We start from the raw sequence: 19,907 nt of genomic DNA, 5'->3' as shown, positions 1-19,907 counted from the left end.
CCTGACGTCAGCAACATCCTTCAATATCTTGAATGTCAGATGCATTTCGCGCCCCTGCGACAATGAGTCACAGGGGCGCGAAAGAGGATCGTGATCCGTCATGCGGAAAATTGCCGCCAGGGGAGGTGTGACGCACGGTCAGCCCTCCCCTGCTCACCCACTAGTGGATATGGCCGAGAATGCCGTCCAGCTCATCCAGACTGGTGTAGGAGATGGTGACCTTGCCCTTGCCGCTCTTGCCGTGACGGATATTGACGGCGGCGCCCAGTTGCTCCGAGAGGCGCGTTTCCAGACGCTGGATGTCGGCGTCCGGTCGTGCCGGTGCCGGCTTGGGCTGCTCACCCTTCTGCACGCTTTTCACCAGCGCTTCGGTCTGGCGCACGGTCAGCTCGCGCTCGACGACTTCATGGGCCAGCTTGCGCTGACGTGCCGGGGTCAGGCCGATCAGGGCACGCGCGTGCCCCATGTCGAGCTCACCGCGCTCCAGCAGGGTCTGCACTTCCTGTTCCAGCGTCAGCAGTCGCAGCAGGTTGGTGACCTGGGCGCGTGAACGCCCGACGGCGTCGCCCACCTGCTGCTGGGTCAGCTCGAATTCCTCGAGCAGGCGCTTGAGCGCCAGCGCTTCCTCGACCGGATTGAGATTCTCGCGCTGGATGTTCTCGATCAATGCCAGCGCAAGCGCGATCTCATCGCTGATGCCTTCGCGGACGACGGCGGGGATGGTATCCAGCTCCGCCAGCTGCGAGGCACGCCAGCGGCGCTCGCCGGCGATGATCTCGTAGCGCCCCTCCCCCACCGGCCGCACCACGATGGGCTGCATCACGCCTTGAGCCCGGATGGAATCCGCCAGCTCCTCGAGCGCTTCCGGCTGAATGTCACGCCGTGGCTGATACTTGCCACGCTGCAGCTGCCCGAGCGGCAGGCGCTCGAGGCGCTCGCTGGGCAATTCCGCCGTGGCAGCGGCCGGATTCGCGGCCAGCGCGGCATCCGGTGACGCATCGATGGAGTCGCCATCGACAGCTTCTATATCGGCTTCGACATGGCGGCGGCGGTTTCCGGCGCCAATCAGGGCATCCAGGCCCCTTCCCAGGGCACGCTTACGCGTCATGGACCTTCCTCGGTGAAGTTACAGCGAGAGACGACGAATCAATTCCTTGGCGAGCACCCGATAGGCCTGGCTGCCACGCGACAGACGCGCATACTTGGTCACCGGCAGGCCGTGGCTCGGCGCTTCCGCCACCCGCACGTTGCGCGGAATGGTTGCCTTGATCAGGGTATCGCCAAAGTAATCGGAAAGTTGCTTGCTGACATCGCGGGTCAGACTGTTGCGAGCGTCGTACATGGTACGCACGATCCCGAACACGTCGAGGGCCGGATTCACGTTGCCTTGAATCTGCTCGACGGTATCGAGCAGCGCTGACAGACCTTCCAGTGCATAGAACTCGCACTGCAGCGGGATCAGCACGCCATGGGCGGCGGTCAGGGCATTGACGGTCAACATGTTGAGCGAGGGCGGGCAGTCGATCAGTACCACGTCATATTCTGCGGCGATCGGCGCCAGAGCTTCCGTGAGGCGGCGCTCACGCCCCTCGACACCGAGAAGATCGACCTCGGCGGCGGTAAGGTCGCCATTGCCGGGCAACAGGGCGTAGCCGGCATCGGGACAATCGAGAATCACGTCACTGGCACGCAGCTCACCCAGCAGCACATCCAGCACGCTGCCTTCGAGGTCGTGCTTGTCGATGCCGCTGCCCATGGTGGCATGGCCCTGCGGGTCGAGATCGATCAGCAGAACGCGGCGATCGAGTGCCGCCAGCGACGCCGCCAGATTGACGGCAGTGGTGGTCTTGCCGACGCCACCCTTCTGGTTGGTCAGCGCGATGATCTTGGTCACGAGCGACTTCCTTGGTTCCTTGAGAAGCGGGGCCATTGGCACCAGCCACATGCTCACGAGGACAGATCAATGATCTGCCCTCGTGAAAACATCAGGCTGCCTGCCTTTTGTGCCCGGCACAATCCCTGCGCACGCCTTGAGGCGCTTTATCAGTCGCGCTTGAGGCGCAGAAGGTGACGCTCCCCTTCCTCGCCCGGCACTTCCAGCACCAATGTCTCGACCAGCGAGACACCCATCGGCAGGCGGGCAATCTCATCACTGGGGATGCGCCCTTTCATGGCCAGCCATTCGCCGCCCTCGGCGAGCAGGGCCGCCGACAGATTGACGAAGGCATCGGTATCGGCGAAGGCACGCGAGATGATCTGCTCGAACGGCGCGCCATCATAGGCTTCGATGCGTACCTGGGTCGGGCTCAGATTCTTGAGGCCCAGTTCATGGCCGGCCTGAATCTGGAAGCGCACCTTCTTGCCATTCGAATCCAGCGGCACGACGGCGATGTCGGGACGCATGATCGCGATCACGATGCTGGGCAGGCCCGGGCCGGCGCCGACATCCAGAAGGCGTGGCCCACTGATATAAGGCAGCACACTGAGGCTATCTAGCAGATGGCGAGTCACCATCGCCTCCGGCTCACGTACCGCGGTGAGGTTATAGGCGCGATTCCACTTGTGCAACAGCACCAGGAACGTCATCAGCTGGGCGTGCTGTTCCTCGCTCAGCGCCACTCCCATGGCGCTGGCACCACGACTGAGCAGCTGAGCGCAACGTTCACGCTGTGTCTCGTTGAGCGTCTGGCTCATTGCGCGACTCCCGTGTCAGTCGTTGCGGCATCTGCGGGTGTCTCCGCCTTGATCAGCTGACGCTTCTTCAAGTGAATCAACAGGATAGAGACAGCTGCCGGCGTGACACCGGAAATGCGACCGGCCTGGGCCAGCGTCGCCGGGCGCGCTTCGTTGAGCTTCTGCTTGATCTCGTTGGAGAGACCATCGACGGAATCATAATCGAGGCTGGTCGGCAGTTCGGTGTGCTCGTGACGGCGCAGGCGATCGATCTCTTCCTGCTGACGCTGGATATAGCCTGCGTACTTGGCAGTGATCTGCACCTGTTCGGCGATGCGCCAGTCGTCGACCCCTTCCCCTTTCAGGCCTGCCACATCCGGATACTCGAGCTCCGGACGCTTGAGCAGCTCCATCAGGCTGGCCTCGCGCTTGAGCGGCGAGCTGAGCTTGTCGCTCAACGGGGCCAGTTCCGGGCTCTTCGGCGTCAGCCAGGTGCTCTCGAGACGCGCGGTCTCGCGGGCGATGGCTTCACGCTTGCGATCGAAGGCTTCCCAGCGGGCGTCATCGATCAGGCCCAGCTCGCGGCCCTTGGCGGTCAGACGCAGATCGGCATTGTCCTCACGCAGCAGCAGGCGATATTCGGCACGCGAGGTGAACATGCGGTACGGCTCGCGCGTGCCGAGGGTGATCAGGTCATCGACCATTACACCGGTATAGGCCTCGTCACGCAGCGGATGCCAGGACTCGTCGTCAGTGGCGCGCAAGGCGGCATTGACGCCCGCCAGCAGCCCCTGGGCACCGGCTTCTTCATAGCCGGTGGTGCCGTTGATCTGACCGGCGAAGTACAGGTTCTTGATGAAACGCGTCTCCAGGGAGTGATGCAGGTCCTGGGGATTGAAGAAATCGTACTCGATGGCGTAGCCGGGACGCGTGATATGCGCGTTCTCCATGCCACGGATCGAGCGCACCACCTCGAGCTGCGTATCGAAGGGCAGCGAGGTGGAGATGCCGTTGGGATACAGCTCATGGGTATTCAGGCCTTCCGGCTCGATGAAGACCTGGTGGCTGTTCTTGTCGGCGAAGCGATGCACCTTGTCCTCGATGGACGGGCAGTAACGCGGCCCGATGCCATCGATGACGCCGGAGTACATCGGCGAGCGATCGAGATTGGCGAAGATGATCTCGTGAGTGCGCTCGTTGGTGTGCGTGATGTAGCAGTTGACCTGCTCCGGCTGCATCTCACGGCTGCCCATGTAGGACATCACCGGACGCGGCGTGTCGCCCGGCTGGGCTTCCATCTTGCTGAAGTCGACGCTCTTGGCATCGATGCGCGGCGGGGTGCCGGTCTTGAGGCGATCGACCCGGAACGGCAGTTCACGCAGACGCGATGCCAGGCCATTGGCGGGGGGATCACCGGCACGGCCACCGGCATGGTTGTCCAGACCGATGTGGATCACGCCGCCGAGGAAGGTCCCGGTCGCCAGCACCACCGTGGTGGCGTGGAAGCGGATCCCGGTCTGGGTGACGACACCCCGCACGGTCTCGCCTTCGACGATCAGGTCTTCCGCGCCCTGCTGGAACAGCGTCAGGTTCGGCTGGTTTTCCAACACGTTGCGGATCGCGGCCTTGTACAGCGCCCGGTCAGCCTGTGCACGAGTGGCACGTACTGCCGGCCCCTTGCGGGCATTCAGGGTGCGGAACTGGATACCCGCCATGTCGGTGGCCAGGCCCATGGCACCGCCCAGCGCATCGATCTCCTTGACCAGATGGCTCTTGCCGATCCCGCCGATGGCGGGATTGCAGGACATCTGGCCCAGCGTCTCGATGTTATGGGTCAGCAGCAGGGTCTGACGGCCCATGCGGGCAGCAGCCAGTGCGGCTTCCGTACCGGCATGACCGCCGCCGATGACGATCACGTCAAAGCGGTTCGGGTAATCCACGTTGGCACCTCGGGGTATCACGAAACTTGGGTGAAGCGCTGTTCGCTGGTTGGCGAAGCAGGCAAATCGGCCAGGCAGGGCGATGAATCGATGCCTGGGTGAATCAAGGACTGCCAGACGGCATGGCGAATGATGTCCGTCGCCGAAGGCATGTGCTCGACCGGTGAGGGAGCTTGCAAGCCAGCAGGATGACGTCCGGGCCGCACAGTATAAACCGCCTGTGGGTAAGCGTCAGGAGTTTTCCACAGAGCCTTGTCCTGGCAGCCCATGAGCGAATGCCCGGGTTGTTTCTTCTGGGGCATCAATCCACGCCGTGACGATTCACGAGTCTTGCGGATACGACGCGTCGATTTTTCGGCGAGGGATGCGCTACCCAGACAGCCGTTCGTTATCCCGAACACTTCGGGTTCGGCGAGTTCACGTCAGGTCGATCGTGAGGTCTCGGTCCGTCCTTCGGGTTTCCGGATAACAAGATTATATAAAGAAAAGAAAAAGGGGTTCTGTTGATGTTGTAACTACTGTTGTGGACAAAATCAGTGGGAAATCGACTTTATCCGTTACAAATCAAAAGCTTACGATGTTGATATAGTTGGGGAGAAAATGCGGAGTACCTGAGGACGCCACCGGTCGCTTCCTGTGGATGAAATGCGCCCTTGTCCACAGCCCCGATTATCCCCTGATTCATACCGAGCTGGTACCCGACTTTTCTGCCCTGCTGTGCACAAGTGGCGTTGTTACCCACAACCCCTAGTGCTGCATGGCCTGAAGGTAAGAAGGCCGCGGATAATGCCGGAAAATGTCCACAGAGGCAAATGTCGATTTCCTGCGCTGCCCAAGGCTGTAGACAGTCATGGGATAAGTGGTGCATGAATGGCTACAGCCTTCGCCAATGGTGCCAATGACGCGACGCGACCCAGCCTGTGGATACTTTTTCGCTTGTTTTGCCCGTGTCGGCCGCTGAGATTGTCTGAACGCTGTCCCGGCGGCTCACGGTGCACGTTATCCTCGTGTGGTTTTCCGGCTAGGCCCCTGATTTATCCCTGTTTTCCACACGCTAAAGCGACGCCTCAGCGATGACTGCCAGGCGGGGAAAGCGTCATTCGTTCGAGCGCCAAGGCGTGTTTGCGTGACCTGGCAAGGGGGTGGCCGGGGCCAAAAAAATTCGTTTTTTTCTTCTCGAAATGCCGACAGATGGCACGGGGAGAGAAGATTTTTCATCGTTTGGCGATCCGCAGGGCTCGCGAGGGCCTCTGAGGACAAAAAAATGCCCCGACCTGACGGTCGGGGCATGCCCGCTGCACGCATGGCAGCGGGTAGGGTCTTCACGTGCTCAACGCTTGTCTGGGCAGTGGCTCAGCGAGCCTTGTGGAAGGCGCTCAGTGGGACAGTACGCGGGCCAGGAAGCTCTGGGTGCGTGGATGTTGCGGCGTATCGAAGACCTGCTCTGGCGTGCCTTCCTCGACGATGCTGCCCTGATGGATGAACACCACCCGGTCTGCCACTTCACGGGCAAAACTCATTTCATGGGTGACGATCATCATCGTCATGCCTTCGCGGGCCAGCTTGCGCATGACATCGAGCACCTCGCCGATCATTTCCGGGTCCAGTGCCGAGGTGGGCTCATCGAACAGCATCAGGCGCGGTTCCATCGCCAATGAGCGGGCAATGGCCACGCGTTGCTGCTGGCCGCCGGAGAGTTGCCCCGGGTACTTGTCGGCCTGCTCGAGAATATTGACCCGCTCGAGCAGCGTATCGGCTTGCTGCTCGGCCGCCGGTCGCGAGGTACCGCGGACCTTGATGGGGGCCAGGCTGACGTTGTCACGCACGCTCATGTGCGGGAAGAGGTTGAACTGCTGGAAGACCATGCCGACTTCGGTGCGTATCGCCTTGAGCGCCCTGTGGCTCTTGCCGTGGGGGATCAGCGAATGCCCATCCACCTCGATGTTGCCGTCCTGAAACTCCTCCAGGCCGTTCACGCAGCGAATCAGTGTCGACTTGCCGGAGCCACTGGCCCCGATGATCACCACCACCTCCCCCTGGGCGACCTCGAGCTCGATGTCCTTGAGGACATGCAGGCTGCCGAAATGCTTGTTGAGCTTGTGCATCTTCACGATGGCAGTCATGGGGCACTCCGAACCGGCGCTGCATGCCGGAAGGTCGTCAGAGAAATGAGATCAGGCAGAAGGAGAGATGGCGCGGCTATATCCGTCACGTGTGGGGGGCAGAGAGACATCATTGGCCCACCAACCCGCGGCGCTCGAGCATCCGCAAGCCAAATGACAGGCTGAGGGTGATCACCAGATATAGCAGCGCGACCATGAAGTAGGTTTCCAGCGCATTGAAGGTCGTGGCGATGTAGATCTGCCCCTGACGCACCAGCTCACCGACGCCGATCACCGAGAACAGCGAGGTGTCCTTGATCGAGACGATGCCCTGGTTGCCCAGCGCAGGGATCATGCGGCGCAGCGCCTGGGGCCAGATGACATAGCGGAAGGTCTGCGGGGTGGAAAGACCGAGTGACAGGCCGGCTTCCCGCTGGCCACGGGCGATGGACTGCACGCCACCGCGCACGATTTCCGAGATATAGGCCGCCGAGTTCAAGGCGATCGCGGCGATGCCGGCGGTCAGGGCATCGATGGGGCCACCGATGATCTGCGGCAGGCCATAGAAGATGAAGAGCACCTGGACGAGCACCGGGGTGCCACGGAAGATCTCGATATAGGCGGTGGCGATCCAGCGCAGGAGGCGGCTGGGAGACAGGCTCAGCAGTCCGAACAGGATGCCGAGCACGAAGCCGATGGCGAGGCCACCGAAGGAAATGGCGAGGGTCCAGGGAATGCCCTCGAGCAGGTAGGGCACCGAATCGAGTGCGGCCTGCCAATCAAACTGGAACTGAACGTCCACGGGGGGCTCCTTGGCACGAACCTCTCATGCGCCGCTGGGCGCGCCGGAGGTTCGAGACGACCGACATTCCGGCAGGCTGTCGCTGCCGAAATGTCGTGATGATGATCTGCACTACGCGACGTGAGGCGTCTGAGGCGAGTCGAAAGCGGCTTACTGGCTGTCGCCGGGCATGGCGCCGAACCACTTCTGGTAGATCTCGGCATAGCTGCCATCGGACTTCATCTCGGCCAGCGCCTCGTTGGCGGCCTCGGTCCACTCGCTGCCTTCGGTGAAGGCGATGCCGTATTGCTGGCCTTCATAGAGCGGCCCCACCGTCTTGACGCGTCCATTGCCCTTGGTCTTGGCGAAGTAGCCGACGTTGGGGGCATCGTAGAAGACGGCATCGACGCTGCCGGACATCAGGGCCATGTACATGTCGGCACTGCCCGGGTAAGGCGTGATGGTGGAGTCACCGAGGTTGGCGGTGAGGTAGTCGTAACTGGTGGAGCCGATCTTGGTGCCGATCTTCTTGCCTTCCAGGCCTTCGATATCCTCGATGTCGCCGTTGTTGGCCGAGGTCAGAATCTGCAGGCCGGAGTCATAGTAGGGATCGGTGAAGTCGACGATCTTCTCGCGCGCCTCGGTGATGGTGATGCCGGCGATGGCGACATCGACACTACCGGTCTGCACGGCCGGGATGATGCCATTGAAGTCCATGGTCTTGAGGTCGATATCGAAGCCGGCGCGCTCGCCGATGGCATTGAGGATGTCGATATCGAAGCCGACCATCTCGCCGCTTTCCTGGTCGAGCATCTCGAAGGGCACGAAGCTCGGGTCGGTCGCCGCCTTGAGGGTGACGGCATGGGCAGCGCTGGCCATGAAGGTGGCGGCCGCGAGGCCAGAGAGGGAGGCCAGCAGGTGAGATCTGCGCATTTTACATTCCTCTTTATATTTAGATTTTAGGATGTATAGCGTTTTTAGATTGACGAGCACACCGGACCCCGTCAAGTTTCCCGCTGCTGCCATGCGGCGAAGGGAAGCTTGCAAGCCACTGAGATGACGAAAAAAAATCGCCCCCTACCGGTTCCCGGTAGGGGGCGATCAGGCGTCAACAAGGCGCCAATGTCGTGCGCGGGCCTGTCAGCCCTGACGGTCATACGCTCTCTGGTCAGACCCTCAATGATCAGACCATGAAGGAAGACCCGCAGCCACAGGTGCTGGTGGCGTTGGGGTTCTGGATCATGAAGCGGGCGCCCGCCAGACCTTCCTCATAGTCGATCGTCGAACCGACCAGATACTGGTAGGACAGCGGGTCGATCACGATGGCGGCTTCGCCCAGCTCGACCACGGTGTCGTCATCGGCCAGATCGGTGGCGATATCGAAACCGTACTGGAAGCCGGAACAGCCGCCGCCAGTGACGTAGACCCTGAGACGCAGCTCCGGGTTGGCTTCTTCCGCGCGCAGCGCTGCAATCCGGGCACTGGCGCGCTCGGACAGGTACAACGGCGTCGGGATGAAGCTTTGTGCTTCGCTCATGCGGGCCTCCTGGAAGGAGTCGGAGGCCGGACGCTGAAGACAGCGCCCGGCACGGTATAGAGAACGGAATGACGCCTATTATCCCTATATCCGAGCAAAAGGGTCAACTTTGTCTGACGTGCTGCCTTGCGGGCGTACGCTGGCGGTTCAGGGCATCATCGCCGGCGCGCCGATACCCATCATCTCATCGAGACCGAACATCAGGTTGAGGTTCTGGATGGCCTGACCTGATGCGCCCTTGACCAGGTTGTCGATCACCGACAGCACCACCAGGGTGTCGCCGTTGCCCGGACGATGCAGGGCGATGCGGCACAGATTGGTGCCACGCACGCTGCGCGTCTCCGGATGGCTGCCCAGCGGCATGACATCGACGGCGGGGTGATCGGCGTAGCGCTGCTCGAACAGCGCCTGCAGATCTTCCAGCGTGCCGCTGAAGCCGCTCAGACGCGGATAGAGGGTGGAGTGGATGCCGCGGATCATCGGCGTCAGGTGCGGGACGAAGGTCAGACCGACCGCGCTGCCGGCTGCCAGGTCCAGCCCCTGGGTGATTTCCGGCAGGTGACGATGGCCGGAGGCGCCGTAGGCCTTCATGGACTCGCCGGCTTCACACAGCAGCGAGCCGACCTTGGCACCGCGACCCGCGCCGGAGACGGCGGACTTGCAGTCGGCGATGATGTTGTCGGTCTCGATCAGGCCGGCTTCCAGCAGCGGGATCAGGCCCAGCTGCACGGAGGTCGGGTAGCAGCCCGGCACCGCGATCAGGCGCGCTTCGCGGATGGCATCGCGATTGACTTCCGGCAGGCCGTAGACGGCTTCGCCGAGCAGCTCCGGCGCGCCATGCGGCTGGCCATACCACTCGGCCCAGACGTCGGCGTCCTTGATGCGGAAGTCCGCGGACAGGTCGATGACACGCGTGCCGCGTGCCAGCAGATCGCCGGCCAGGGCGTGAGCGACACCGTGAGGCGTGGCGAAGAACACGGCGTCACAGGCGGCCAGCACGTCGGCATCCGGCTCGCTGAACGCGAGGGTGTCGTAGTGGCCGCGCAGATTGGGGTACATCTCGTCGACACGCACGCCCTTCTCGCTTCGCGAGGTGATCACGGTCACTTCCACCTGCGGATGGCTGGCCAGGAGCCTGAGGAGTTCCACTCCGGTGTAACCGGTGCCGCCGACGATACCTACCTTGATCATGCTGCCTCCCCGCCTTCGGGCGGTGTCCTGTTGATGCGAGATGTAATCTTGTGTCCGATCTGCTGCTGCGACCTTTGGTGGCCTGTGCGCGAGACAGGCGTTGCGCCATGCTGTGCCGAGGTTGTCGGATTGCGCACGGTCGCGACGGTTCGCAATCGATATGATACACAGGTGTCAGGCGGGCAGTAATGCGCTGCCGACATGGATGTCCTCTGTCATTGCCAGTGCCTTCAAGGAGTCGTGAGTGTCACGCCTGACGCGTCCGCATCTGCCTCGTCCCAGTCTCGACAATTTTCGGCGCAAGCTGGCGGCGGTCGATGCACTCCCGCAACTGTGTCTGCTGGGGCTGGTGGCAGGGCTGCTGACCGGCTCATTGATGGTCGGTTTCCGCCTGCTGTTGAGCGCCGGTGCCCTGGGCTTCATGCCCGATGACAATCCGGAGAACTTCGAGGGACTTGCCCCCTGGGTGCGCGCCTCGCTGCCGCTGCTGGCGGTGCTGGTGATCGGCATCGTGCTGGGGCGACAGCATCCGGCGCAGCGCAAGCTGGGCATCGGGCATGTCATCGAGCGCCTGACCTACCATCAGGGCAAGATGCCGCTGCGTGCCTGGCTCAATCAGGTCGTGGTCGGGGTCGTGAGCGTGCTCGGCGGTCTGTCGGCGGGGCGTGAGGGTCCGGCGATCCACCTGGGCGCCGGTGCCTCGAGCTGGATCGGCGAGCGCCTCAAGCTGCCCAACAACAGTCTGCGCGTGCTGGTCGCCTGTGGCACGGCGGCGGGCATCTCCGCCTCCTTCAATACGCCGATCGCGGGAGTCATCTTCGCCATGGAAGTGGTGATGATGGAGTACACTCTGATGGGCTTCATGCCGGTGATTCTGGCCTCGACCACCGGCGCGGTGGTCACGCAGATGGTCTACGGCTCGGCGCCGGCCTTCGCGGTGCCCTCTCTGCTGCTGCATTCCCTGCTCGACCTGCCCTGGGTCATCGTCACGGCGCTGGTCATCGGCCTGCTGGCGGGGGGCTTCGTGCATCTGGCGCGTCAGCAGGCGCGCGTGGCACACCTGTCATGGGGGATGCGCATGGCGCTGGTCGGGATCTCGACGGCCGCCGTGGCGTGGTGGTATCCCCAGGTGCAAGGTATCGGCTATGACAGCCTGGCCCAGCTGCTCGACGGCCAGCTGGCGCTGGATATCCTGTTGGCGCTGGTGATCGGCAAGCTGGTGCTGTCGGCCCTGTGCGTGGCCTGTGGCGTGCCGATCGGCATCATCGGTCCGGTGGTGGTGGCGGGCGCCGCTGCCGGGGCCTTGATGGGCATGCTGGGCGGCTGGCTGTTGCCGGACCAGGCCTCGGACATCGCGCTTTACGCCCTGCTCGGCATGGCGGCGATGATGGGCGCGGTGCTTCAGGCGCCACTGGCTGCCCTGATGGCACTGCTCGAATTGACGCATTCGCCGAATATCATCCTGCCCGGCATGCTGGCGGTGGTGGTGGCAGGCCTGACCTGTCGCCAGCTGTGTCACTGCCAAGGCTTCTTCATCTCGACGCTGACGGCGCAGGGCCTGCATCCGCTCCAGCAGCCATTGATGCAGGCGCTGTCGCGGGTGGCGGTGCCGGCGGTGATGGAGCGCTCGCTGGTCAGCGTGCCGCGCCGCATCACGCGTGAACGCGCTCGCGCCCTGCTCGACAGCAAGCCGGTCTGGCTGGTGGTCACGCGCTCGACGCCGGAAAAGCCGATGGTCGCGCTGCCGGCGGCGGATCTGGTGCGTGTGCTGATGGATGAGCACTGGCGGGAGCAGGAAGAGCTCGACCTGCTCGAGATCCCGGCTCAGCGTCTGGATCTCGCGCCCATCCACCTGCAGGCTACCTTGTCCGAGGCCTATGAGCGGCTGCTGCCCAGCGATGTCGATGCCCTCTATGTCGAGCACACCACCGCACCGATGATTCGCAAGATTTCAGGTATCATCACGCGGGATGCAATAGAGAGCTACTATCGCTATACGCCCTGACGCGCGCCATGGCACCTGCTTCTCAGGCGTGAATTCGCTCTGCGCGCGCCTGGCCGCGACCGCATACCGCATGGGCCTTGGCGGTGCCACATGCCATCGTGGCGATCCGATTGCTTCATCCGCGCGTCCACTTTCTGACCTTCCCGACCCTGACTGACGGAGCTCCCTCATGTATCTGTGGATCAAGGCTTTCCATCTGATTGCCGTAGTGTGCTGGTTTGCTGCCCTCTTCTATCTGCCGCGCCTGTACGTCTATCACGCCCAGGCGCGTGATGCCGGCGACCACAAGGCCATCGAGTACTTCAAGACCATGGAGCGCAAGCTCTATCGCGGCATCATGATGCCGTCGATGATCGCGACCCTGGTGCTGGGGATCTGGCTGCTGGCGCTGGTGCCGAGCTTCATGAGCATGGGCTGGATGCACCTCAAGCTGACCATGGTCGTGCTGCTGGTCGGCTATCACCATGCCTGTGGCCTGTATCTGAAGCAGTTCGCCGCCGATACCTGCAAGAGAACCTCGCGCTACTTCCGCTTCTTCAATGAAGTGCCGGTGCTGATGCTGGTGGTGATCGTCATCTGCGTCATCGTCAAACCGTTCTGAGGGTTGGTTCCGCCATGACCGAGTGCTCAGCGCAATTGCCCTACGTACTGGTATTGGCGGGGCATGATCCCAGTGGCGGCGCGGGTCTGATTGCCGACAGCGAGGCGATCCGCGCCGGTGGCGGCTGGGCGCTGACGGTGCCGACGGCACTGACGGTGCAGAACTCCTGCAATGTGCAGGCGGTGATCCCGCAATCGGGCGAGTCGATGCTCGCCATGGCCCGCACCCTGTGTGAGGACTTCCGCCCGGGCGCGCTCAAGATCGGTCTGCTCGCCAGCGAAGCGGCGCTCACGGCGTGCGTGACGCTGATCGAGGAACTCCAGCAGCGCTGGCCGGGGTTACCCGTAGTATGGGACCCGGTGCTCAAGGCGGGCGGCGGGCTTGAGCTTTCCACCGAGTCGCTGATCCATCAGGCGCGTGAGAGCTTGCTGCCGCATGTGGATGTGCTCACGCCCAACCGCGCGGAGCTTGCGCGGCTGGCGGCCTGTCCCACGGGGACGGGCGACGGCCGACTCGCCGAGCATCTGCTGGCGGCAGGCGCCGGGGCCGTGCTGGTCACCGGTACCGATCCTGTCGAGCGCGATGCTGACCCGCAGGGACACGGTGCTGATTCGCTGGCTGAGCCGTCGGTGATCCATCGTCTGTATCGCCGTGACCACGCCACGCTCGCACTGGACTGCCCGCGACTGACGGGCAGCTTCCATGGCAGCGGCTGCACGCTGGCCTCGCACCTGGCGGTTCGTCTGGCACGCGGCATGACGTTGCCATCGGCATGGCAGGCTGCCCAGCAGGCCACCTGGCAGAGTCTCGTCGATGGCCAGCAACGTGGGCGGAAAGGTGCGCTGCCCGAGGCCCAGTTTCTGCCCTGGCGATAGCGCTATTGCCCCTTTCGACGCCGGCACCCCTTGCGCTCGCGCGGCTGCAACTCACCCGTGAGTCGCGTTAAGCTGTCGCCATCGACGGCATTCGGGTTATCCACACCCCCTTGCCGCCCCGAGGCTATCGGGCCGTTTCATCGCCTGTGGACAAGCTGCATTCACGTTATCCACAGCGTCTTTATGTCTGATCCCCCTTTTCTCCATTTTCGCGGCCGATGGGCCGCTCGCCGCTTATCAAGAGGTATGTCATGACCACGTCCGCTGCCCAGTTCGAACGCGCCAGCCGTCATATTCCCGGTGGCGTCAACTCGCCGGTCCGCGCCTTCAAGGGACTGCATCGTCCGCCGGTGTTCATCGACCATGCCAAGGGCGCGTATCTGTTCGATGTGGAGAACACGCGCTATATCGATTACGTCGGTTCCTGGGGACCGATGATCACCGGCCACGCCGATGAAGATGTGCTCAGCGCCGTGCGCGAGCGTCTCGAAAGTGGTCTGTCCTTCGGTGCGCCCACCGAGATCGAGTCCGAGATGGCCGAGCTGATCTGCGAGATGCTGCCGAGCCTCGACATGGTGCGCATGACCAACTCCGGCACCGAGGCCACCATGTCGGCGATCCGCTTGGCGCGGGGCTTTACCGGTCGCGACAAGATCGTCAAGTTCGAGGGCAACTATCACGGTCACTCCGACTCGCTGCTGGTCAAGGCCGGCTCCGGCGCGCTGACCCATGGCGAGCCCAGCTCCCCGGGCGTGCCGGCCTCGCTGGCCGAGCACACCATCACGCTGGACTACAACGACGCCGAGGGTGTGCGCCGTTGCTTCGCCGAGCTGGGTGACGAGATCGCCTGCATTATCGTCGAACCAGTCGCCGGCAACATGAACTGCATTCCGCCGGTTCCAGGCTTCCTCGAAAGCCTGCGTGAAGTGTGCGATGCCCACGGCAGCGTGCTGATCCTCGATGAGGTGATGACGGGCTTCCGTGTTGCCCTGGGTGGCGCTCAGGCACATTACGGCATCACGCCGGACCTGACCTGCCTGGGCAAGATCGTCGGCGGCGGCATGCCGGTGGGTGCCTTCGGCGGCAAGCGCGAGATCATGCACCATCTCTCGCCGCTGGGGCCGGTCTACCAGGCCGGGACGCTGGCAGGCAATCCGCTGGCGATGGCCGCTGGCGTCGCGCTGCTGCGCAAGCTCAAGGCGCCCGGCTTCCACGCCGAGCTTTCACGCAAGGTCGAGATGCTGTGTGAAGGTCTGGAAAGCCGTGCCAAGGCGGCAGGCATCCGTCTGATTACCCAGCATGCCGGTGGCATGTTCGGTGTCTTCTTCACCGATGACGCAGAGGTCAGCAATTTCGCCTCCGCCACGCGCTGTCGTCAGCAGGATTTCGTGACCTTCTTCAACGCGATGCTCGCCGAAGGCGTCTATCTGGCGCCGTCCGCCTATGAAGCCGGCTTCATGTCCGCGGCGCACACCGATGCTGATATCCAGGCCACGCTGGATGCGGCTGAGCGGGTCTTTGCGCAGATGTCCGCATCGAACTGAGTGAGACGCGAGACAGTACCTGAGTCCGCGGGTTGGCCAACGCAGACAGGAACCCGCTCGGCAGGCTGCCGGGCGGGCTGCCATCCGGTACACTTGTCGCCAACGATAGCGATTGCGCTAATGACCTTATAGCCAGCTTGCCTTAGCGGAGACGACCTTGAGCCAGGCCTTGATTCGAGCCCTTCACACAGCCGATTGCTTCGATCACCCCGTGAAGGATATCGAAGTGCACGAGACGCATATCTCGTGGATCGTGCTGACCGGCGACTACGCCTACAAGATCAAGAAGCCGCTGGATTTCGGCAGCTTCCTGGATTTCTCGACCCTTGAGCGCCGCAAGCTCCTGTGTGAACAGGAAGTGCGCCTCAACCGCCGTCTGGCACCGACGCTGTACCTGGATACCGTGGCGATCTCGGGCACGCCCGAAGCTCCGCGCATCGGAGACGACAGTGCTGTCTTCGAGTACGCGGTCAAGATGCGCCAGTTCTCCAATCGCCATCTGTTCAGCGCCCTGCAGGCCAGTGGCGAGCTGTCGCTGGAATTGCTGGACGATCTGGTCGACCAGCTGGTGGCCTTCCACGAGCAGGCCGAGCGCATCCAGGGCGATAGCGAGCTGGGTAGCCCGCAGATGGTCAGTCGTACCATCGACAACGAGTTCGAGCTGATTCGTCCGCGCCTCGGTGATGATGCCGAGGCCATCAAGCGACTCGCGCTGCTCAAGCAGTGGACCGAAGAGACCTTCCAGCGCCTCAATCCCGAGTTCGAGCGTCGCTGGCAGGAAGGCTTCGTGCGTGAGACTCACGGCGATATCCACTTGGGTAACGCCGTGCGCCACGAAGGCCGTGCCCTGCTGTTTGACGGCATCGAGTTCAATGAAGAGTTGCGCTGGAATGATGTCGGTTGTGATCTGGCCTTCCTGGTGATGGATCTCGAAGCGCGTGATGAGCAGGCCTTTGCCCATCATGCTCTCAACCGGTATCTCGAGCTCTCCAGCGATTACTCGCTGGTGCGTCTGCTGCCGTACTACAAGATCTATCGCGCACTGATCCGGGCCAAGGTGGCGATGATTCGCTATCATCAGCCGGACCTGTGTGAAGCGGATCGCGCCGATGTGCTGGCCGAGTACGAGCGCTATATCGGGCTGGCGGAGCGCTATAGCGAGATCCGCTTCCCTTATATGATCATCGGTGTGGGTGTCTCCGGCAGCGGCAAGAGTCGCTTCACCGAAGAGATGGTGCGCGAGCTGGGCGGTGTACGCATTCGCAGCGATGTCGAGCGCAAGCGCCTGTATGGCTTTGCGGCGGATGCCGATACCGAGTCCGGGCTCAATGGCGGCATCTATACCCCCCAGGCCACCCATGCGACCTACGAGCGACTCTCGAATCTGTCAGCCACGCTGCTGGAATCGGGTATCCCCGTCTGCATCGATGCCACCTGCCTGAAGAAGGTGCAGCGTGATCGCCTGCGTCATGAGGCAGAAGCCCGTGGCCTGCCGGTACTGATGATCAGCTTCGAGGCCGATGACGAGACGCTGCGCAAGCGCATCATCAAGCGTAGTCAGCGCAGTGGTGAGGCTTCCGAAGCAGGTCTGGAAGTGCTCGACAAGCAATTGGCCAATCGCGAGCCATTTGCGCCAGAAGAGCATGGTCAGCTGGTCCATATCGACACGACAGCGCCCAACGCCAATGTCACCTTGGCTCGCCTGATTCGTGAGCAGCTCAGGCTGCATTGAGACGAGCGATAGTTGTCATGGGGCATGGCGGGATGACCGCCATGCCCTTTTTTGTATTGCATAGTGCGCTCCCGAGTGAGCCTTGGCTTTCGTTGGGAAGCTATGCATCTGGAAAGGAAATATCATGCGCCAACAATGGGTAAATACCGCCGCCGCTGCCATCAGTCTGGCACTGCTCGCGGGCTGCTCCAGCCAGCCGACAACCGCTGATCTCATGCGCGGTCAGGCTGAGGAAGCCAAGGCCGTCGCCAAGGTGCGTGATCAGCTGGCCGATAATTGGGAGAGCGGCAAGTCTCTGGTGGCCGCGGGTGAGAAGCAGGTCGTCAGTGGTGAGAATCTGGTCAATGATGGCGAATCCAATATCGCCAAGGGCCAGGCGCTGATCGACAAGGGCAATGGTCAGATCAAGAAGGGCAAGGCGCGGATCACCAGCGGTAACAAGCAGGTCAGCAAGGGCCGCCAGATGGTGGATGAAAGCCTTGAGAGTTATCGCAAGTCCTTCCCGGAGAATTCCGTGACACCGCCAAAGAAGTAACTTGCCGCTGCGATAGATGTTTCGCGGCTGGTACTGGAAGGCCGCTGACAACCCTGTCAGCGGCCTTTTTCATTATATGGATCCACCGGGCGGAAAAACGAAAAACCCCGCTTGCGCGAGGTTCTGTAAGACATCCTGGCTGGGGCGTGATCAGTACTGCATCACGTTGGCTACGTTGCCACCGCCAGTCTGGGTGATGGTGGAAGAGTTGGTGAAACCAGTCTGCGTCACATTGGCAGTATTCGGCGCAAAGCTCATGAAGCCGCCAGCCTGCTGCAGAATGGTGGATTCGTTATGTCCGCCTACCTGCAGCACGGTCGCACTGTCGTTGTAACCGGTCTGGGTAATGTAGGACTCGTTCTCAAAAGACAGATACTGCGCGACATTGGCATCGTTGTTGATGCCGCTTTGCTCAGTCATGGCCAGATTGCCTGAACCGGCCTGCTTGATATCAGAGTCATTGAAGGCGCCGCTCTGAATGACCATGCTGCGGTTTCCGTAACCGTACTGGTCTATCTCGGAGTCATTGTGGAAGTCCGACTGGGTGACGTTGGCACGGTTGTGGCCACCCGCCTGATTGATCTCGGAATCATGTAATTTTCCGCTTTGCATGACTTGAGCTAGCTGATGCTTGCCGGATTGTGCGATGTCCGAGTCACTGAAGGCCCCCGTCTGCATGACACGTGCCTTGCTGTACTTCCCGCTCTGCAACACGCTGGAGTCATGGTAGATGCCGCTCTGGCTGACGGAAGCGACGTTGTAGTCACCGCTCTGTTCGACATCCGAATCATGGCCGAGGCCCATCTGGTTCACGGTCGCTTTCTCGTGACTACCGCTTTGCGTAGCGATGGACGAGTTGAAGGCGCCTGTCTGGGTCACGGTCAAGTCATTGAAACGACCGCTTGAGTTCCGGCCGCTATCGCCCTGCTTGGAGACGGAGTTGTTGTGCTGGCCTTCCTGGGTGATGGTGGCCGTGTTCTTGAAGCTTTTCTGGTCGACATCAGCGTGGTTGCGGCGGCCATCCTGGTAGACAGTTGCTTTCTGTGCCTGCCCCCTCTGCAGGACATCCGCCATATTGGCCAGGCCTTGCTGGTTGACACTGGCAATGCTCGCGACGCCGCTCTGGTAGACAGTGGCGCCGTTGAAGGCCCCTGTCTGATCGATATCGCTGGTATGCTCGCCGGCGTTGAACGGGTTTCCATTGCGATCACCTTGGGTGACCGTCGCGCCATTGGCGAAACCGGTCTGATCGATGTCTGAAGCATTGTCCACTGCCATCGCATGTGAAGAGAAAGCGACAGCGGCAGCCAGCAGGCTCATTTGGATTTTCATGGTTTGTTCCCTTGTGTAGATCGTTTTTTGAGTTGTGTTTTTATTATTGATTTGCTTCTGGTCGTGCATCCCCTGACATGATGGCGGTCTGGTTTTCGTGATCCGCGACATCATGTTGTACTGCTACTGCTCTTTTATGGCCTTGCCAGAAGGTTGTATTCGTCATGCAGGACTCTTGACTACATGTAAGTGAGAACCTCTCCTGGCCAGGCAAAATTCGTATTGTCGATTCGACGAAAGCGAATATTCAGCCACCACCTTCACAAGCATCATTGTCATATAGCGATGTCATGCGAGCCATCGTGGTAGAGATCACTGTTGTATGACCTGGACACGCATATGGCCCCGTGAATATTGAGTGATACTTGCCGGTATCTGACTACTGGCCTGTTGTAGAAGCGTGGCGCTTCCCCCGATGCCTGTCTGCTGAATGCTGGCGCTTTGCCCAACACCTTGCTGAATGATCAGCGCATCATGATATTGCCCATGCTGAAGAATGCTGGCCTCATGCAGGGCGCCCTCTTGCAGCGTGTACGCCGTGTTTCCATTGCCATATTGGTCGACACCTGCTTCATTCAGGACACCGCTCTGGTCAATCAATGAGGCGTTGCCATTGCCATGCTGAACGATCATCGCCGAGTTATAAGCGCCAGATTGCTCGATGACCGCCACTGAGTGGCTGCTCCCCAATTCGGAGGTGGTCGCCAGGTCATAGGCCAACACCCACAAGCTGAGTGTCAGTGATGAAAAGAAAAGGCAGGCCTGTAGCATTCTTCTTTGTTGATGCTTTGCCGAAGCCATGGCGTGAGTCCATCCAGGTGACCGTCTAAGTGCACTAACTATTGGTCTTTATCGAGGCCATCACCATCAGTCCTTTTCGGGTTTATGAGGGCTAGAGATTGCTACTCATAATGTCTTGGACAATAGCGGTGAGTAATGACAAAGGGTGGCCAGATTTTCAGCACCGTTTAGGGAGGTATTACTGTTGACGGTATTAGGCGCATGATATTTCATGCTTTGTTGTTTTAATTGTTTCTTATGTTTTGCGCAGGCACGAAA

Annotated in this window: 18 protein-coding genes; 6 read left to right on the top strand and 12 right to left on the bottom strand. The window is 61.5% G+C overall.

Annotated elements, in window-relative coordinates; all coding sequences use genetic code 11:
- Positions 1 to 160: 160 nt before the first annotated feature.
- From R2R70_RS10385 to argC, 10 genes are all read right to left on the bottom strand, one after another.
- A complete protein-coding gene (locus R2R70_RS10385) occupies positions 161 to 1,108 on the bottom strand; it encodes a ParB/RepB/Spo0J family partition protein (RefSeq protein WP_410977947.1) in 948 nt (315 codons plus the stop codon).
- An 18-nt stretch (positions 1,109 to 1,126) separates the two neighbouring features.
- Positions 1,127 to 1,894, bottom strand: a complete 768-nt coding sequence (locus R2R70_RS10380; protein ID WP_043331702.1) for a ParA family protein — start codon at positions 1,892 to 1,894, stop codon at positions 1,127 to 1,129.
- A gap of 149 nt (positions 1,895 to 2,043) precedes the next feature.
- Positions 2,044 to 2,694 (bottom strand): 16S rRNA (guanine(527)-N(7))-methyltransferase RsmG, encoded by a 651-nt coding sequence (gene rsmG / locus R2R70_RS10375; RefSeq protein ID WP_410977946.1) that lies wholly within the window; start codon positions 2,692 to 2,694, stop codon positions 2,044 to 2,046.
- Entirely contained in the window at positions 2,691 to 4,613 is a 1,923-nt protein-coding gene (mnmG, locus tag R2R70_RS10370) for a tRNA uridine-5-carboxymethylaminomethyl(34) synthesis enzyme MnmG (RefSeq protein ID WP_153636725.1), read from the bottom strand. The genes rsmG and mnmG overlap by 4 nt, the downstream gene beginning before the upstream one ends.
- Positions 4,614 to 4,630: 17 nt before the next feature.
- Positions 4,631 to 4,915, bottom strand: coding sequence for a hypothetical protein (locus R2R70_RS10365; RefSeq protein WP_213114851.1), 285 nt, complete (start codon positions 4,913 to 4,915; stop codon positions 4,631 to 4,633).
- A gap of 1,074 nt (positions 4,916 to 5,989) precedes the next feature.
- The gene (locus R2R70_RS10360; protein ID WP_054556363.1) at positions 5,990 to 6,736 is read right to left on the bottom strand and encodes an amino acid ABC transporter ATP-binding protein; all 747 of its coding nucleotides are present in this window, start codon (positions 6,734 to 6,736) and stop codon (positions 5,990 to 5,992) included.
- Between the two features lie 109 nt (positions 6,737 to 6,845).
- A complete protein-coding gene (locus tag R2R70_RS10355) occupies positions 6,846 to 7,517 on the bottom strand; it encodes an amino acid ABC transporter permease (protein WP_284726519.1) in 672 nt (223 codons plus the stop codon).
- 150 nt (positions 7,518 to 7,667) lie between these two features.
- Entirely contained in the window at positions 7,668 to 8,429 is a 762-nt protein-coding gene (locus R2R70_RS10350) for a transporter substrate-binding domain-containing protein (RefSeq protein WP_213114853.1), read from the bottom strand.
- Between the two features lie 250 nt (positions 8,430 to 8,679).
- Positions 8,680 to 9,033 (bottom strand): iron-sulfur cluster insertion protein ErpA, encoded by a 354-nt coding sequence (gene erpA, locus R2R70_RS10345; RefSeq protein ID WP_043331693.1) that lies wholly within the window; start codon positions 9,031 to 9,033, stop codon positions 8,680 to 8,682.
- A 147-nt stretch (positions 9,034 to 9,180) separates the two neighbouring features.
- Complete coding sequence (gene argC, locus R2R70_RS10340) at positions 9,181 to 10,224, bottom strand: N-acetyl-gamma-glutamyl-phosphate reductase (RefSeq protein WP_107335774.1); 1,044 nt, start codon at positions 10,222 to 10,224, stop codon at positions 9,181 to 9,183.
- A gap of 253 nt (positions 10,225 to 10,477) precedes the next feature.
- Here argC and R2R70_RS10335 point away from each other — a divergent pair, with 253 nt between their 5' ends.
- The 6 genes from R2R70_RS10335 to R2R70_RS10310 all read left to right on the top strand — a co-directional run bounded on the left by R2R70_RS10335 (position 10,478) and on the right by R2R70_RS10310 (position 17,516).
- The gene (locus tag R2R70_RS10335) at positions 10,478 to 12,229 is read left to right on the top strand and encodes a chloride channel protein (protein WP_410977982.1); all 1,752 of its coding nucleotides are present in this window, start codon (positions 10,478 to 10,480) and stop codon (positions 12,227 to 12,229) included.
- A 169-nt stretch (positions 12,230 to 12,398) separates the two neighbouring features.
- Complete coding sequence (hemJ, locus tag R2R70_RS10330) at positions 12,399 to 12,830, top strand: protoporphyrinogen oxidase HemJ (RefSeq protein ID WP_043331686.1); 432 nt, start codon at positions 12,399 to 12,401, stop codon at positions 12,828 to 12,830.
- Positions 12,831 to 12,844: 14 nt separating this feature from the next.
- Positions 12,845 to 13,705: a bifunctional hydroxymethylpyrimidine kinase/phosphomethylpyrimidine kinase gene (locus R2R70_RS10325; protein WP_410977945.1), complete on the top strand. Its 861-nt coding sequence runs from the start codon at positions 12,845 to 12,847 to the stop codon at positions 13,703 to 13,705.
- A gap of 251 nt (positions 13,706 to 13,956) precedes the next feature.
- Complete coding sequence (gene hemL, locus R2R70_RS10320; RefSeq protein WP_043331681.1) at positions 13,957 to 15,249, top strand: glutamate-1-semialdehyde 2,1-aminomutase; 1,293 nt, start codon at positions 13,957 to 13,959, stop codon at positions 15,247 to 15,249.
- Positions 15,250 to 15,418: 169 nt separating this feature from the next.
- Positions 15,419 to 16,981, top strand: a complete 1,563-nt coding sequence (locus tag R2R70_RS10315; RefSeq protein WP_410977944.1) for an AAA family ATPase — start codon at positions 15,419 to 15,421, stop codon at positions 16,979 to 16,981.
- 124 nt (positions 16,982 to 17,105) lie between these two features.
- Positions 17,106 to 17,516: a hypothetical protein gene (locus R2R70_RS10310; protein ID WP_213114856.1), complete on the top strand. Its 411-nt coding sequence runs from the start codon at positions 17,106 to 17,108 to the stop codon at positions 17,514 to 17,516.
- Positions 17,517 to 17,666: 150 nt separating this feature from the next.
- On the opposite strand, the gene R2R70_RS10305 is transcribed toward R2R70_RS10310, so the two are convergent.
- Entirely contained in the window at positions 17,667 to 18,917 is a 1,251-nt protein-coding gene (locus tag R2R70_RS10305) for a hypothetical protein (RefSeq protein ID WP_410977943.1), read from the bottom strand.
- A 243-nt stretch (positions 18,918 to 19,160) separates the two neighbouring features.
- Positions 19,161 to 19,649, bottom strand: a complete 489-nt coding sequence (locus R2R70_RS10300) for a hypothetical protein (protein WP_410977942.1) — start codon at positions 19,647 to 19,649, stop codon at positions 19,161 to 19,163.
- Between the last annotated feature and the right edge of the window lie 258 nt (positions 19,650 to 19,907).

Origin of the sequence: Cobetia sp. SIMBA_158, from assembly GCF_046566945.1 — a bacterium.
Classification (GTDB): domain Bacteria; phylum Pseudomonadota; class Gammaproteobacteria; order Pseudomonadales; family Halomonadaceae; genus Cobetia; species Cobetia amphilecti.
The sequence above is the reverse complement of the archived record's forward strand: the minus strand, read 5'-3'. Positions and strand labels throughout refer to the sequence as shown.